This window comes from Paenibacillus aurantiacus (genome assembly GCF_042431225.1).
Taxonomy (GTDB): Bacteria; Bacillota; Bacilli; order Paenibacillales; family Paenibacillaceae; genus Paenibacillus_Z; species Paenibacillus_Z aurantiacus.
Window position 1 is genome coordinate 69,925 of the sequence record NZ_JBHMDO010000053.1, and the last position, 14,469, is coordinate 84,393.

A 14,469-nucleotide genomic window follows, 5' to 3' on the forward strand; every position below is an offset into this window, starting at 1 on the left:
TCATAGTCGACTAGCTGTATGTTTATTTTACCACGCGGGGATGCGATCAGGCATGTGAGAAAAACAACCAAATTACGCAGGTTTTCGGTTGCAATGCCGTACCGCTTATATTATTATACACCTAGTTCACTATGTATATAATTAAAGGATGTGTGTTTGATGTTCCGTCTCTCCGCCATGTTCGGCAAAATGAAAGGCGGCGCGCCGAATCCGTCCGTCGTCCGTCCACGGGCCGCCTTGCTCGGCGCCGTCGGCGGTTTCGCCGCTATCGGTCTACTGGCGCTGCTAACCGAATGGTCGGCCGAGTCCTGGATCATGGCGCCGTTCGGAGCAAGCTGCGTGCTCGCCTTCGGCTTGTGGGATTCGCCGCTTGCGCAGCCCCGCAATATTATTGGCGGCCATCTCCTCTCGACCCTCGTCGGGCTGCTCGTCTACCATGGCATCGGCGGCGGCGCGCTTAGTCTCGCGATCGGCGTAGGCCTCGCGATCGGACTCATGATGATGACGCGCACGACCCATCCGCCCGCTGGCGCCGATCCGATCGTCGTCATCCTCGCCGGAAGCGGCTGGGGCTTCCTGCTGACGCCTGTCCTGGCCGGGTCGGTCGTTATCGTTGCGGCCGCGCTTATCCTTAACAATCTGGATCCGAAGCGCCGCTACCCCGTATTTTGGAAATAAAGAAGGCCATCTGCGCGGATGGCCTTCTTTGCCCTATACGTGCCCGTTGCCGGTTCCCTTCGCCTGCTTCGGCCACAGCGTGAAGCTGAAGCTGTAGACAAAATCGATGGTGATTACGATCGACCAGATCCGCATGATGCCCATCAGCGCATTCGTCCGCTCCGCATCTCCGACGAGCAGCACCATGGCGTATAGCACGGCGCAGCCGATCGCCCACGCGCCGAAGTGCTTCGCCCAGCCGATCCGCTCGCGCCTCGCGTGCGCCTGACCATATCGCGGCAGACTCTCCGGGGCAGGTCCCCCCGCGAACCGATGCGCGAACCGGACATCCGCCCACCGGATCATGCTATGTCCGTAGACCAACGATACGCCGATATAGATGGCGGCAATGCCGTGGACGGTACTGGCAACCGCGCCGTCCCGAAGATCCCATACCGTGACGATAAGCAGCGCCAAGTCGATTAGAGGCGTTACGAGCAGCAGCGCGCCGCCGAGCCTCTTGGCCTTCAGCAAGTAGCGGAAGACCAGGCCTGCCAGAACAAATACCCAAAACGCGACTTCGCAGCCGATAATAAATGCGGCCATGGGGTTACCCCTCTCCTTTTTTAGCACAAGTGTATCATCTAAGTTTATTATAGCGCAATTGTATTATAATACAACCGTGTTATAATAGCTTTATGCCAAAAATCGTCGATCACCAACAACGAAAAGAAGAGCTCGCCGAAGCGGCGTGGCGCGTCATCCGCAAGGACGGGCTGGATGGCCTCTCGGTACGGCGCGTAGCCGACGAAGCGGGGATGTCGCTCGGCTCGCTGCGGCACTACTTTCATTCGCAGGACGAGCTGGTCGCTTTCGCCATGCGGCTCATATCGGAACGCGCCAATGCCCGCATTGACCGTCTGCCGTTCAACGGGCAGCCTTACCACGATATGATGCTGGTGCTGGCCGAGCTGATTCCGCTTGACGAGCAGCGGTTGTCTGAAGCGGAGGTATGGCTCGCTTTCTCCGGCAAAGCCGTGTCCGATCCCGCTATTCGCGAGCTAAGCCGCGAGGTATTCGATAGCCTCTACAGCGGATTTCGGCGCTCGCTGAACCAATTGATCGCCCATCGCCTTACCCGGGAAGGCGTGGACGCCGACTTGGAGACCCGCCGTCTGCATGCGCTCGTCGACGGCCTTGTCCTGCACTTGGCGACGTTCCCCGAACGGCTGGGCAGCGAGGAGGTCATGCAGGTCGTCTCCTATCACCTGCAGAGTATTCTCAAGCCTTCCGATGCGATAGCGCCGTGAGCGCTTCGCTTCGCCGAATAAGCCTGCCGGCACCCCTTCTTGGAGTGCCGGCAGGCTTGTTTCAATAGGTGCAGCCAAGTCATCCGGGAGCACATTATTGCGCCGTCCAGCCGCCATCCACCAGCAGCAGCGTGCCGGTCACGAGATCCGATGCGGGAGAGGCGAGATAAATGACCGCTCCGGCGACGTCATCGATCGTCCCGATACGGCCGGCCGGGATGCGGGATAACACGTTCGCCCGGAATTCCGGCTCGTCTAGTCTCTCGGCCGTGCCCGGCGTGTAAATAAAAGTCGGTCCGACCGCGTTGACGCAGACGCCTCGGTTGGACCACTCCAGCGCCAGCACCTTCGTCAGCTGGTTGACGCCGCCCTTCGACGCGCAGTACGCAGCCCCCTCCGGAATACCGACGATGCTGACCTGGGAGCTAACATTGACGATTTTGCCATGCCCTTGGGCGAGCATGATCCGGCCGGCTGCCTGGCAGCAGAAGAATACGCCCTTCAAATTCACATCGATCATATCGTCCCAATATTCTTCCGTAATGTCCTCCGCCGGCATGCCATCGCCCACGCCCGCATTATTAACGACGATGTCCAGCCTCCCGAAGTCGGCCGCGACCTGCTCGAACACCGAACGAATCTGAGCGACGCTGCGCACGTCCAGCTCATATGCTGCCGCTTGACCGCCCGCCTGTCCGATCTCGTCCAGCAGCGGAGCCAGCGAAGCCTTGTCCCGCGCGGTGACCGCGACGATCGCTCCTGCCGCCGCAATCGACTTCGCCAGCCCGTAGCCGATACCCTTGCTCGCCCCTGTCACGATGGCGATCTTGCCGCGAATGCTAAAATCCGGCTGCATGCCTACTTCCCCCGTTTCATTGCATTCTGGAACATGGAAGCACGCCGCGGCTAGGCTCAGCCCCGGCGGTTCGCGTTCAACTTTATCGTACGGTCATTCGTTTAATGGAAGCAATAACCATCTCATGTAGTGCATAGGAAGGAGATCGCAATGAGCAAAGCAAAACGGAACGTACTCGGCCTTCTCGCCATCTTGCTCGTCGCCTATATCGGAGTCGGCGCCAGTATTCGAGCCTGCGCCGAGCGCATCGTGGAAGCTGGCATGCAGCCCGCTCCGGCCTACCAGGCGTGGATGAAGGAGGATCTCTATCGCAAGCTTCATCCTGCGCTGCGCGGCATGGCGAATTATGAAGCCAGCTACCAACCCGAGCGTCACCGGTACCGGGCCGGCTTCCCGTTTCACTTCTTCTTCGCGGCTTCCGTAACGGTCGACAACTACTACGACGGCGAGGTCGGATTCCACGAGCCGGTTACGCTGCATCTGCGATTAAGCGGCTGGAAGTGGGTGCCTACGTACGTCTCCATTCCCGCCTAAACGGCCCGCTAAGCGGTTGGCTGCAAGCAAGCTGCCAGCCGCTCCGCTTCGAATCTCCCATCACACGCCCTACTGGCGTCTTCCGTCATACGCTCGCTTCCTGTGCACGCTCCCCGAGCTGCTTGCGAATATACTCGCGGGCGCCGTACGCAATGATACGCTGCGTAATCTTCGGCCGCTCGATCGTACAGCAGGCGAGCAGCTCCGGCAGGGCCTGCTCCTCGAGCGCGTCTCGAGCCGCCTCCATATAGCCTGCATAAGTCGTCGTCTTGCCGCCGATGACCATCACGTCCGGGTTGTACAGATGGAGCAAATTCGCCAGCGCGTAGCCAAAATAGGTTCCGGCCTGCCGGACGAACGCAAGCGCCCCCTCGTCGCCCGTCTCAAGCCTCGTACGCAGCTCTTCATCCGTAAGATTCGCTTCCTTCAGGATCGCGTATCCGCTGGCGACAGTGTCGAGCAGCTTCGGCTTGCCGTCCAGCGTCATCACCATGTATCCGAGCTCTCCGCTCCAGCCTTTGGCCCCGAGCAGCAACTCGCCTTTCACAACGACGCCCGACGCAATGAACGCATCCAGCAGTATAACCGCCACCGTATCGCGGTCCGCATAATGCGAAGCCTCCGCCATGGTTGCCGCCTTCACATCGTTGATGAACGCCACCGGGACGGATGCTTCAGCCGCGAATGCCTCGGCGGTCGCGCCATTCAGCGCAGGCAGCACATGGCTCAGCTCCACCTTCCCGCTTCCCGCCACCAAGCCCGGCACGCCCACGCCGATGCCCTGGGGCTTGTACGGCAGCTTCGCCGCGAAATCCGCCACCTCGCGCCGCAGTTGCTCGAGTGTACAGGCTTGGCCAGTCGCCACGACATGTTCCACGACACCCGAGGGCGTATCCGCCATCATGTACATGCAATCCCCATCGATCTCTACGCCAACATAACGGTTCATCGCTTCCACCTCCCATAGTCTTCCGCAGGTCTGAGATGCTAGTCCCTATTATGCTAGCACACATGGATTCATATTGGTATTTAAACCTTTATATGTATATTGTGACAAAACGAGAGTCGAATTCACGCATGCCCACAGCCTTCTTGCAACGTTTGCCAAAAAAGAAATTGACATGACATGTTGTTTGTTTGTACAGTAAAACACATAATTCCAATTAAATTAATCAACTTAGGAGGATATCGATAATGGACGATGTTCAGAACAACCTGCTCGCGGCCGTCCAGACCAACTGGTACAGCTTCGTCACCTCGATCTTCGTCTTCTTCATTCTGTATGTCTTGGCGAGAAAGCGCGTCGGCTTCGGCACCCGCGTCATGATCGGCCTCGGCCTGGGACTGCTGGCGGGCATCCTCTTTCAGAACTTGGACTACGACACGAAGGGCATCACGACCTTCGGCAGCATTTACGTCAGCTTGATCAAAATGCTCGTCATTCCGCTCGTGTTCGTCCTCGTGCTCAACAGTATCTCTTCGCTCACGAGCTTGGAATATTTGCGCAAAATCGGGTTCAAGACGTTCGCCTGGTTCCTTGGCACGACGGGTATCGCCTCGATCATCGGCCTCTTGGTCGCCTTGGCGTTCAATCCCGGCAGCGGCATCCAACAAGCGGTGCCGGAAGGCTTCGAAGCGCGCGAGATCCCGACCTTCTCGCAAGTTATTCTCGATCTCGTGCCCGCGAATCCGATCAATGAAGCCGCGAACGGCAAAGTCGTGCCGGTGCTCATCTTCGCGATTTTCCTGGCGGTGGCCATCATCAAGATTGGTTCGAAGAACGCGGAGGCCGTCAAGCCGGTACGCGATCTCATCCAGTCGCTGACGCAGGTGCTGCACCAAGTCGTCAAATTCGTCATCCGCTTGACGCCGTACGGCGTGTTCGCGCTCATCGCGGGCATTACCGCCCGTTATGGCTGGGAGACGCTGCAGGAGCTCGGCAGCGTTATTCTCGCTTCGTATACCGCCCTTATTATCCATTTCGTGCTCGTCTTCGGCGGTCTCGTGCTGCTCGTGGCGAAGGTGAACCCGCTGCGGTTCTTCCGCAAAATCTATCCGACGATCGCCGTCGCGTTCACGACCCGCAGCAGCTACGCGACACTGCCCGTGAACTTGGAAGTCATTACGAAGCGCCTGCACGTGTCCCCGCGCATCGCCAGCTTCGTGGCCCCGCTCGGCGCATCCGTCAACTTCAACGGCTGCGGCGGCGTCTGGCCGGCTATCGTGGCGGTGTTCACCGCGCAAGTATTCGGTATCGACCTGACGGCGACCGACTACATCGTGCTCGTGCTCGTCAGCATCATCTCGTCGATCGGCGTCGCCGGCGTGCCGGGACCTGCCGTCATCTCGACGACCGTCGTGCTCACGGCGCTCGGATTGCCGCTGGAAGGCATCGCGATCGTCGCCGGCGTCGAAGCGCTGATCGACATGGGCCGTACGGCTGTCAACGCAACGGGCACGACCGTCACGTCCCTGCTCGTCGCTTCGTCCGAGGGCGAATTCGACCGCGAGGCGTTCAATAACGGCGACGACGATGAAGAGATCGCGCTCAGCGCGGTATAATCAGCCTATTCGCCGCAAAGCGCAAGCAGACCGGCCGCCCCGATCACCATGATTGGGGCGGCTGGTCTGTCGTGTCAGGCACCCTGTCGACGCTCCGTTCGCGTTGGCGCTGGGCAGTACGGACATGATTCATGGATAGTCGGCGAACGATCCGTCGAAACCAGGTTGTAAATTTGCATTCTTCTGCAACTGCTTTTACGGCCATACCCTCTCTTTTTGGAGAGGGTATTTTTGTTTTTCTAAGAGATTTATGGATCAATTGTTGGACAAGTTATACAAAATTAGTTATAGTTACGTTAATATCTATACAAAACCTCTACAAAACATCGCGTGAAGGAGGTTCGTTCCATGGACAAAGAGCAAATGAAAGCGGATTTTTCTTATTGCGAAACCATTATCAAGAAACATTCCAAAAGCTTTTATTACGCTTTCTCGCAACTTCCGCCGGAAAAAGCCAATGCCGTTTATGCCATTTATGCTTTTTGCCGAACGGCAGACGATTGCGCGGACTCCAACCGACCGTATACGGAAAGGCTCGAGTCGCTGCAGCGATTAAAGCACGAACTCGATTTATTCGGCGACCGGGCGGAAGTTGATCATCCTCTATGGCGTGCCCTCCGGCGAGTGTTTACCGACTACGAGATGGACATTCAACCATTCCACGACCAACTGACGGGACAGTTCATGGATTTGAATTTTGCCATTCCGAAAAACATGCGTGAGCTTGAAAGCTACAGTTATTATGTTGCGGGCTCGGTAGGCGTGATGCTGCTGCCCATTCTGGCTTCCAAACCATCCGAGGATTTGCGTTCATCGTCGATCGATCTGGGCATCGCCATGCAAATCACCAATATTCTGCGTGACGTCGGGGACGATTTCGACAACAAGCAGCGCGTCTATTTGCCTGAAGAAGAAATGGCGCGCTTTCAATATACGCAGGCGGATTTGCGCCATGGCCTCATCAACGAGAATTTCGTCAAGTTGTGGGAGCGGATGGCTAAACGCGCGGAGTCCTTATACGACCAATTCTATCGGAACATTCCTCTCTTTGACGCGGACAGCAGGCTGCCGCTATCGCTGTCCGCGAGCGTGTACAGAGGCATCCTGGATGCGGTCAGAGGCAGCGGCTATGACTGCATTTCCCGGCGCAATTATATCTCCGAGGATAAAATGACCAAGATCAGAGCTGCGATTGCCAGCTGCTCCTAAATTGCGGGAAGGTGTTGGTGGAATTGTCGAAGAAGAAAAGCGTGTTGATTATCGGAGGCGGGCTTGGCGGTCTATCCGCCGCCATATCCTTGAGACAAAGCGGTTATCGCGTATCTTTATACGAACAGAACGATCATATAGGCGGCAAACTTAATCGACTCGAGCAAGATGGCTTTGGCTTTGATCTGGGCCCCTCCATTCTGACGATGCCTCAAATCTTTGAAAGATTGTTTGCCGCAAGCGGTAAAAAGATGGCCGATTACGTCCCCACCGTCAAACTGAATCATCAGTGGCGATCCTTTTTTCCGAACGGCAACCAAATCGACCTCTATGAGGATCTCGAAGAAATGGAAGCGAACAATCCCTCGCTGAATAGGCAGGACATGCTTGAATACAGGAACCTGCTGCAATACTCCAAAAAACTGTACGAGATGACGGAGCAAGGTTACTTCAAGCAGGGTGCCGACAACACGAAAGATATCGCGCGATACAACGGCGTGTTCAATGCGTTGATGAACTTCGACCTGTTTTCGACGGTGCATGCGTCCATTGCGAAACGAATAAGCAATCGGGATCTGAGGGACATGCTCTCCTATTTCATTAAATACGTCGGTTCTTCTCCGTATGATGCTCCGGCCGTATTGAATATGATGATTTACATGCAGCATAAGCAAGGCTTGTGGTATGTCCCTGGCGGCATGCATCTGCTCGCCCGCGGATTGGTTAAGCTGGCAGAGGAAGCCGGGGTGGCGATTCATACCGGCAAACGAATTGTCCGGCTCCAAAAGCGAAACGGCCAAATTACATGCGCATTATTGGAAGACGGGACGGAGCTGTCGGCAGATTATTATGTCTCCAATATGGAAGTCATCCCGTTCTACGAGAAGCTGCTGCAGGAAGAGAAACCTTTTATCCAAAAATTAAAAAAGAAATTCGAACCGGCAAGTTCGGGACTTGTCCTGCACTTAGGCGTCAAGAAAAAGTATCCGCAGCTTGCCCACCACAATTTTTTCTTCGCGGAAGACATGAAGCGGCAAATGGATACCATTTTTCGCCGTCATGAACTGCCGGATGATCCGATCATTTATCTGGTGAATGTAAACAAAACAGACCCTGCCCAGACGCGTGAAGGGTACGAAAATATTAAAGTACTGCCCCATATCCCCTATATTCAGGATAAACCGTTTACGCAGCAAGATTATGACCGTTTTACCGAGTTGGTGCTGATCAAACTGGAACGAATGGGGCTGGATGATTTGCGCAGCCATATCGTGACCCAAGATGTATGGACGCCGGAAGATATTAAAAGGATCTATGGATCCGACCGCGGAGCCATATACGGCACCTTATCCGATCGCAAGAGAAATAAAGGGTTTAAGCATCCGAAGCAGAGTGCGCGCTATGACAATCTGTACTTTGTCGGCGGGACGGTAAACCCCGGAGGCGGGATGCCGATGGTTACGCTAAGCGGTCAGCAGGTACGGGATAAAATCGTGCAAAGGGATGAGAACCTTGGGTGACCAAGCGTATGCCGCGTTGCTTGCGTCCATGCAAAAGCAACGGGAAAGGGGGCTCCCTAGCGCTGCCCCTACCGTAAAAGAGCGCCAGAAAACGCTTCTGCGGTTGAAACGGATGCTAATCGACCATGAAGAGGCCTTCCTGAATGCGCTCGTTGCCGATATGCGAAGACCCGCTTTCGAAGCCTTTTCCTTTGAAATTGCCCTTCTGTTGAATGAGATTGACCATGTGTGCAAGTCGCTAAGGAAATGGTCGAGACCCAGGCGTTCCTGCCAGTTCAAATTCGGGTACATGGAAGCGATTCGCGCCAGGAGAAGTCCGTACGGCAACGTGCTCGTCATCAGCCCGTGGAATTATCCGCTGCAGCTCGCATTGATGCCGGCCATCAGCGCGATCGCAGCGGGAAATCGCTGCGTGATCAAACCGTCGGAATACGCGCCGGCAACAAGCGAACTGCTTCGCCGAATGGTCGGCCGAACGTTTCCTCCTGAAGTCATGATGGTTGTGACGGGGGATGCGCAGACGGCCAAGCTATTAACGAGCCTGCCTTTTGATCTCGTTTTTTTCACGGGGGGCCAAGAAACGGGAAAGGCCGTATCGCAGCAGGCTGCCGAACAGCTAACCCCCGTCATATTGGAGCTCGGCGGGAAAAACGCTTGCATCCTCGATGAAACGGGTTTCTCGCCCGCGGCGATTCGGGAAATCGTCTGGGGCAAATTCCTTAACGCTGGACAGACCTGTATTGCCCCGGACACGCTATTCGTGCATGAATCGGTCTATGAAAGAACGCTATCGGAAATTTCTTCGGCGCTAACGGAGTTTTACGGAGATGCTCCCAAGGAAAACGAAGACTACGCTCGCATTTGTCATGTCCGGCACTTTCAAAAACTGCTGCAGTTGATGACGCAGGGCAACATTCGGTTTGGAGGCGCCTGCGATGCGGATGATTTATTCATCGCCCCGACCGTACTGACGGACATACCGCCAGGAAGCTCTATCGGGCAGGAGGAGATTTTCGGCCCCATTCTCCCTGTCATCCCCTATCGTGACCTGGAAGAGCTATTAGACTCCAAGACGGTTCAGCGCGATGCATTGGTCGCGTATCTATTCAGCACGCACAAGCAGCATATTCAGTTGGTCCGACACTATATGCGCTCGACAACCGTCAGCGTCAATCAAGTCATCCATCATGGCGCCAATCCCCGCGTTGCTTTTGGCGGCGTGGGACGCAGCGGACAAGGCAGCTATCATGGCCAAGCGGGCTTTCTGGCTTTCAGTTACGAGCAAACCGATTACAGAGCATACCGTTACTTGCATGTATCCGATAAATTTCCGCCTTATTCCCGTCAGAACATGCAGATCGTGCGGAGGTTTAGAAAATGGCTGTTGTAAGGGAGCCATAGCGAATCATTCGGGAGGACTGACGTGCCGCACCTATCGTTACCTAGCCTTTGGATTATCGTTCTCGATATATTCGCTTGGGCCTTTTTCCATCTCGTCATCTCCGTCATTTGCCTAAAAATGCCTTTGTCGGTTTTTCTGAAAGACAGCGTCTGGTTTCGGCTTTTCGCATGGGAGAAATCCGGCAAGCTATGGCAGCGGTTATTTCTGGTCAAAAAATGGAAAGGGCGTCTGGTAGACGGGACGGCCATTCTCAAAAAGGGCTACGGCAAGAAGAGATTGCATGGGACCGGCATTAGCGATTTGAAGGTTTTCGCCGCCGAGACCAAACGCGCGGAGCTGACCCACTGGCTGTCTATGGCGCCTGCGCCCTTGTTTTTCATATGGAATCCAATATGGGTCGGCTGGATCATGATCTTCTATGCTGGGATATTCAACCTGCCATTTATTATTGTGCAGCGCTACAATCGCGGACGTATCGATGCCATTACTTCCGGGATGAATACAAGAGGAACGGAGGCACTCCATGAGTAAGAAGGTTATTGTCATTGGCGCAGGGGTAGCCGGTCTGGCCAGCGCGATCCGATTGCAGCATGCCGGATACCAGGTCAAAATCTATGAGAAAGAGGCCTTGCCGGGCGGGAAAATGAACCGGATCGAAACGAACGGCTACAAATTTGATCTGGGGCCTACGATCGTCATGATGCCGGAGATATACAGGGAAATATTCGAGCTTTGCGGCCGCAATCCGGATGATTACATTCCCATGGAGAGATTGGACCCGATGTACCGGGTATACTACAGCGATAATCCCAATGAACCTTACGATATTTCTTCCGATCTTGTGCAATTGGCAAAGACGATAGAAACGATCAGCGAAGAGGATATGGAAGGCTTTTTTCTCTATCTGCACGAAATTTATAAACGCTTTATGGTGGCCAAGCACAACATTATTCAAAGGCCTTTCCGTACATCCCGCGATTTCTATAACTTCTCCATGCTGAAGAAAGCTTTGAAACTGAAAACGTTGGACACGGCCGATCATTTTATGAGCAAATATATAAAAAGCGAAAGGCTAAAGCAGATGATCAGCTTTCAAACTTTATATATCGGCATATCGCCGTTTAGAAGCCCGTCGTTCTACACCATGATTCCGATGCTGCAATTCATGTACGGCGTATGGTTTATTCGAGGCGGCATGTATACCATGGCTCATGCGATGGAGAGGCTCTTTAAAGAACTGGGCGGGACCATTCGCTATAACCAGAGTGTACAGGAAATAGACATTCTTAACCGTAAAGCGGCAGGCATTATCGTAGACGGGAAGAAAGTCGCCGCGGATTTCGTGGTATGCAACGCGGACTTCCCGTACGCCATGAAAAACTTAGTGAAAGACCGGGTAGCAAAAGGGAAATACACGGATAAGAAGATCGATAACATGAAATACTCCTGCTCTTGTTTTCTTCTGTATTTGGGCATGAACCGAAAATACGAGGAAATCGAGCACGTTCATCATTTTGTTTTTAGCGACGATCTGAAAAAAAATCTGCATGACGTGTTTGCCGGGAACAAACTGACCAATGGGTCGTTCTATGTCTACATGGCCTCCAAAATGGACGCATCGCTTGCCCCAGACGGGAAAGATGGGTTGTACATCTTGATGCCGGTTTCTCATGCAGCCGCGGCTAATTATGAATGGAATGAGGACACGATCCGGGATTACCGAACCTATATTCTCGACACCTTAAAAAAGATTCGCGGTTTCGAACATATCGAACAGGACATCGTCACGGAAACTTGCATCACGCCACTCGACTTCGAGTCCAAGTTCAATGCTTATAACGGCGCTACTTTCGGTCTCATGCCAATTCTGTCTCAAAGCAATCATATGCGCCCCCAAAGCAAGGCCAAGCATTGCGACAATCTGTACTTTACCGGCAGCAGCACCCATCCGGGCGCGGGCGTTCCAATCGTGCTGTTGTCGGCTAGAATAGCCACGCAGGAATTAATGCAGGACGATCAAGGAATTATATTCGACTATTCCGGAAAATGAGGAGGGGAATCCGATGTCCGTTTCGGATGGGGTCCATCTTGGTATTGGTCTGCTGGCTCTTTTAGTTGGCGTCATCGTGTTCTGGCGTTTGCCGGTTCTCACGCCAACGGGTATTCCCGCTCGTTTTCCGATGCTATCCATTATTATTCCCGCCCGAAACGAAGCCGGCCGGATTTCTCCGTTGCTGCGTTCCTTGCAGATGCAGCGCTATCACTCATTCGAGGTTTTGGTGGTGGACGATCATTCGACCGATCAGACGGCGATGATTGCCAGAAGCTTCGGCGCCAAGGTTCTACGCAACGAAACGGTAGAGTCAGGGTCAGGGAAATCCGCGGCCTGTTGGATCGGAGCGCAGCATGCGAAAGGGCAATGGCTCCTATTCCTGGATGCAGACACCTCTTTCATGGATGCGGACGGCCTGGTTAAGTTACTCGGTTCCTATCAACGGAAAGGGGCTAGAGGAATTTTATCCCTGCAGCCCTATCATACCGTACATCGGTTGTATGAGAACGTATCCGCCATTTTTAACGTGATCGTGATTGCCGGAATGAATGTGTTTACCTATTGGGGGTCTCGGTTCAACACCGCGGGCTCTTTTGGTCCATGCATTTTATGCCATAAAGACGATTACTTTCTGACGGGGGGCCATCGCAACGTCCAAGGCGCCATATTGGATGATCTGGCGCTGGGACAGGCCTTCCTGGACAAAAACCTTCCTGTGCATTGTTTGGGCGGGAGCGGCGTAATCACGTTCCGCATGTACCCGGAAGGACTGAAAAGCCTCATCGAGGGCTGGTGCAAAAGCTTTGCGGTTGGATCCAAGTCTACTCATCCGATCGTCATGCTGATGATCATCGTTTGGATTTCCGGCGGTTTCATCAGTACCGGTGCGCTCATCTCCTCCCTTGCGGCTTTCAATCCCGGGGCGATGATGATTAGCGCCCTGTTGTATGCGGCTTATGCCTTGCAGACGCTGCTATTCGCTCGCAGATGCGGCAATTTCAATCGGGGACTGTTCGTCTTGTATCCGATTTTGTTCTTGTTTTTCATTGCCATCCACCTCTATTCTCTGTTCCGGGCCCGTGTATTGCATTCGGTAAAATGGAAAGGCCGCAAAATAGAAGTGTAAGGAAATGAACCCGGAAATAATTAATCGGCATGACTCCCTCGTATTTGTATCGATTATGTATAATTACAGAGAGGAGGGAACGAAAGATGTATAGTATGAAGAGGGCATCGGAGCTTCTAGGCATCTCGGTAGTCAAGATCCGCGCCTGGGAGAATCGTTATGGGATCATTTCCCCCCAACGAAGCAGCGGCGGCCACCGTCTTCTGAGCGATGAGGATCTGGCCAGGCTCGGTTTTCTTAAAGAGCAGACCGAAAAAAACGGTTTAAAAATCAGCGAAGCGGTATTGCTGCTGCAGCAAAGAGAATCCGTTCCTGCGGAACAGGCCGCCGAACCGCCGGTAACCGACAAGTCGTACGACGGTTTTGTCGAGAAGCTCTACACGGATTTAATTCATTTCAATTCCACCCAAGCGGATCAAACCATAGATTTGATATTTGCGCTGTATGACCTGGAAGAAACGTTTCGAAGCGTATTCGTTCCGGTTCTGTATCGGATCGGGGAGGAGTGGGAAGAGGGGAAAATCACCGTCATTCAAGAGCATTTCGCTTCGGAAACGATTCTGCGGAGAATGTCGGCTTTATTTCGGGTTTTCCCCATCGATTCGAGCCTGCCGGTCGTGTTGGCTTTTTGCCCTGAAGGAGAGCGTCACCATATCGGACTGTTGTCATTCAGCCTTTTCTTGCGCAAACGAGGCGTGAACGTATTGTACTCCGGCCCCGACACGCCATTAGAAGGGCTGGAAGCGATTATTGAAAACCAGCATATCTCGTTCATCGCGGCTTCGGTTACGGATCCCCGTTATATAGACAAGCTCATGAATTGGATCGAAACAGCCGCGCGGAATAATCCCCGATTGCGATTCCTGTTGGGAGGAGCCGCGTTCGGCGACCCGGCGGCAAGGCGTGCAGTTAAAGCCAATGTGCGTTACCTGTCCGTCCATCAATGGGAAGATTGGTACCGTGATTAAGGGTTGCGATTTAGGCCCTCCGCTCTCGCCGAAAGGCTTGCCCCTCCCCCTTGTGCACCCTCCCCCTCCGCCGAGGGGAACCAGAGGACCGAGCATAGGCTTCCCATGTCGTTTTCCATCCGGAAAACGTTTACCTCTGGACTCCCTTTTCGTGCTGGCACGTTTGTTCGCTGTCGGCGGGTGGGTTCGAATGTGGGCACGCTTTTGTCCTGCGGACAAAGCTTTAGTCGGTTTTCAAGTCAGTTCTAAGGCCTAAGTCTGTCGACTATAGG

The 14,469-nt window shown here is 54.1% G+C and carries 14 protein-coding genes; 11 read left to right on the forward strand and 3 right to left on the reverse strand.

Features of this window, described 5'->3' with window-relative positions; translation table 11 throughout:
- Positions 1-159 precede the first annotated feature (159 nt).
- Positions 160-678 (forward strand): HPP family protein, encoded by a 519-nt coding sequence (locus tag ACFFSY_RS32710; protein ID WP_377502387.1) that lies wholly within the window; start codon positions 160-162, stop codon positions 676-678.
- A gap of 33 nt (positions 679-711) precedes the next feature.
- Here the strand turns inward: ACFFSY_RS32710 and ACFFSY_RS32715 are convergent, their stop codons facing one another.
- Positions 712-1,263: a hypothetical protein gene (locus ACFFSY_RS32715; RefSeq protein ID WP_377502390.1), complete on the reverse strand. Its 552-nt coding sequence runs from the start codon at positions 1,261-1,263 to the stop codon at positions 712-714.
- 92 nt (positions 1,264-1,355) lie between these two features.
- On the opposite strand from ACFFSY_RS32715, the gene ACFFSY_RS32720 reads away from it, so the two are divergent.
- Positions 1,356-1,967, forward strand: coding sequence for a TetR/AcrR family transcriptional regulator (locus ACFFSY_RS32720; protein ID WP_377502393.1), 612 nt, complete (start codon positions 1,356-1,358; stop codon positions 1,965-1,967).
- Between the two features lie 94 nt (positions 1,968-2,061).
- On the opposite strand, the gene ACFFSY_RS32725 is transcribed toward ACFFSY_RS32720, so the two are convergent.
- Positions 2,062-2,823 carry an SDR family NAD(P)-dependent oxidoreductase gene (locus tag ACFFSY_RS32725; RefSeq protein ID WP_377502396.1) on the reverse strand — a complete coding sequence of 254 codons (762 nt, stop codon included), beginning with the start codon at positions 2,821-2,823 and terminating at the stop codon, positions 2,062-2,064.
- A gap of 150 nt (positions 2,824-2,973) precedes the next feature.
- Here ACFFSY_RS32725 and ACFFSY_RS32730 point away from each other — a divergent pair, with 150 nt between their 5' ends.
- Positions 2,974-3,357: a hypothetical protein gene (locus tag ACFFSY_RS32730; protein WP_377502399.1), complete on the forward strand. Its 384-nt coding sequence runs from the start codon at positions 2,974-2,976 to the stop codon at positions 3,355-3,357.
- An 85-nt stretch (positions 3,358-3,442) separates the two neighbouring features.
- On the opposite strand, the gene ACFFSY_RS32735 is transcribed toward ACFFSY_RS32730, so the two are convergent.
- Entirely contained in the window at positions 3,443-4,306 is an 864-nt protein-coding gene (locus ACFFSY_RS32735) for an ROK family protein (protein WP_377502402.1), read from the reverse strand.
- A 245-nt stretch (positions 4,307-4,551) separates the two neighbouring features.
- Between ACFFSY_RS32735 and ACFFSY_RS32740 the strand changes: the two genes are divergently transcribed.
- The 8 genes from ACFFSY_RS32740 to ACFFSY_RS32775 all read left to right on the forward strand — a co-directional run bounded on the left by ACFFSY_RS32740 (position 4,552) and on the right by ACFFSY_RS32775 (position 14,197).
- Positions 4,552-5,919 carry a dicarboxylate/amino acid:cation symporter gene (locus tag ACFFSY_RS32740; protein ID WP_377502405.1) on the forward strand — a complete coding sequence of 456 codons (1,368 nt, stop codon included), beginning with the start codon at positions 4,552-4,554 and terminating at the stop codon, positions 5,917-5,919.
- 348 nt (positions 5,920-6,267) lie between these two features.
- Positions 6,268-7,128, forward strand: a complete 861-nt coding sequence (locus ACFFSY_RS32745; RefSeq protein ID WP_377502408.1) for a phytoene/squalene synthase family protein — start codon at positions 6,268-6,270, stop codon at positions 7,126-7,128.
- A 23-nt stretch (positions 7,129-7,151) separates the two neighbouring features.
- Positions 7,152-8,648, forward strand: coding sequence for a phytoene desaturase family protein (locus tag ACFFSY_RS32750; protein ID WP_377502411.1), 1,497 nt, complete (start codon positions 7,152-7,154; stop codon positions 8,646-8,648).
- 28 nt (positions 8,649-8,676) lie between these two features.
- Positions 8,677-10,038: an aldehyde dehydrogenase family protein gene (locus ACFFSY_RS32755; protein WP_377502414.1), complete on the forward strand. Its 1,362-nt coding sequence runs from the start codon at positions 8,677-8,679 to the stop codon at positions 10,036-10,038.
- A gap of 33 nt (positions 10,039-10,071) precedes the next feature.
- Positions 10,072-10,581 (forward strand): glycosyl-4,4'-diaponeurosporenoate acyltransferase CrtO family protein, encoded by a 510-nt coding sequence (locus ACFFSY_RS32760; protein WP_377502417.1) that lies wholly within the window; start codon positions 10,072-10,074, stop codon positions 10,579-10,581.
- The gene (locus ACFFSY_RS32765) at positions 10,574-12,100 is read left to right on the forward strand and encodes a phytoene desaturase family protein (protein WP_377502420.1); all 1,527 of its coding nucleotides are present in this window, start codon (positions 10,574-10,576) and stop codon (positions 12,098-12,100) included. Before ACFFSY_RS32760 ends, ACFFSY_RS32765 begins: the two co-directional genes overlap by 8 nt.
- A gap of 13 nt (positions 12,101-12,113) precedes the next feature.
- Positions 12,114-13,229 carry a glycosyltransferase family 2 protein gene (locus ACFFSY_RS32770; RefSeq protein WP_377502423.1) on the forward strand — a complete coding sequence of 372 codons (1,116 nt, stop codon included), beginning with the start codon at positions 12,114-12,116 and terminating at the stop codon, positions 13,227-13,229.
- 86 nt (positions 13,230-13,315) lie between these two features.
- Positions 13,316-14,197, forward strand: a complete 882-nt coding sequence (locus ACFFSY_RS32775; RefSeq protein WP_377502426.1) for a MerR family transcriptional regulator — start codon at positions 13,316-13,318, stop codon at positions 14,195-14,197.
- The last annotated feature ends 272 nt before the right edge of the window (positions 14,198-14,469 follow it).

Bases quoted from the DNA above. Each gene is read 5' to 3' on its own strand.
- ACFFSY_RS32710 (WP_377502387.1), top strand. From the start codon at position 160: ATGTTCCGTCTCTCCGCCATGTTCGGCAAAATGAAAGGCGGCGCGCCG.
- ACFFSY_RS32715 (WP_377502390.1), bottom strand. From the start codon at position 1,263: ATGGCCGCATTTATTATCGGCTGCGAAGTCGCGTTTTGGGTATTTGTT.
- ACFFSY_RS32720 (WP_377502393.1), top strand. From the start codon at position 1,356: ATGCCAAAAATCGTCGATCACCAACAACGAAAAGAAGAGCTCGCCGAA.
- ACFFSY_RS32725 (WP_377502396.1), bottom strand. From the start codon at position 2,823: ATGCAGCCGGATTTTAGCATTCGCGGCAAGATCGCCATCGTGACAGGG.
- ACFFSY_RS32730 (WP_377502399.1), top strand. From the start codon at position 2,974: ATGAGCAAAGCAAAACGGAACGTACTCGGCCTTCTCGCCATCTTGCTC.
- ACFFSY_RS32735 (WP_377502402.1), bottom strand. From the start codon at position 4,306: ATGAACCGTTATGTTGGCGTAGAGATCGATGGGGATTGCATGTACATG.
- ACFFSY_RS32740 (WP_377502405.1), top strand. From the start codon at position 4,552: ATGGACGATGTTCAGAACAACCTGCTCGCGGCCGTCCAGACCAACTGG.
- ACFFSY_RS32745 (WP_377502408.1), top strand. From the start codon at position 6,268: ATGGACAAAGAGCAAATGAAAGCGGATTTTTCTTATTGCGAAACCATT.
- ACFFSY_RS32755 (WP_377502414.1), top strand. From the start codon at position 8,677: ATGCAAAAGCAACGGGAAAGGGGGCTCCCTAGCGCTGCCCCTACCGTA.
- ACFFSY_RS32765 (WP_377502420.1), top strand. From the start codon at position 10,574: ATGAGTAAGAAGGTTATTGTCATTGGCGCAGGGGTAGCCGGTCTGGCC.
- ACFFSY_RS32770 (WP_377502423.1), top strand. From the start codon at position 12,114: ATGTCCGTTTCGGATGGGGTCCATCTTGGTATTGGTCTGCTGGCTCTT.
- ACFFSY_RS32775 (WP_377502426.1), top strand. From the start codon at position 13,316: ATGTATAGTATGAAGAGGGCATCGGAGCTTCTAGGCATCTCGGTAGTC.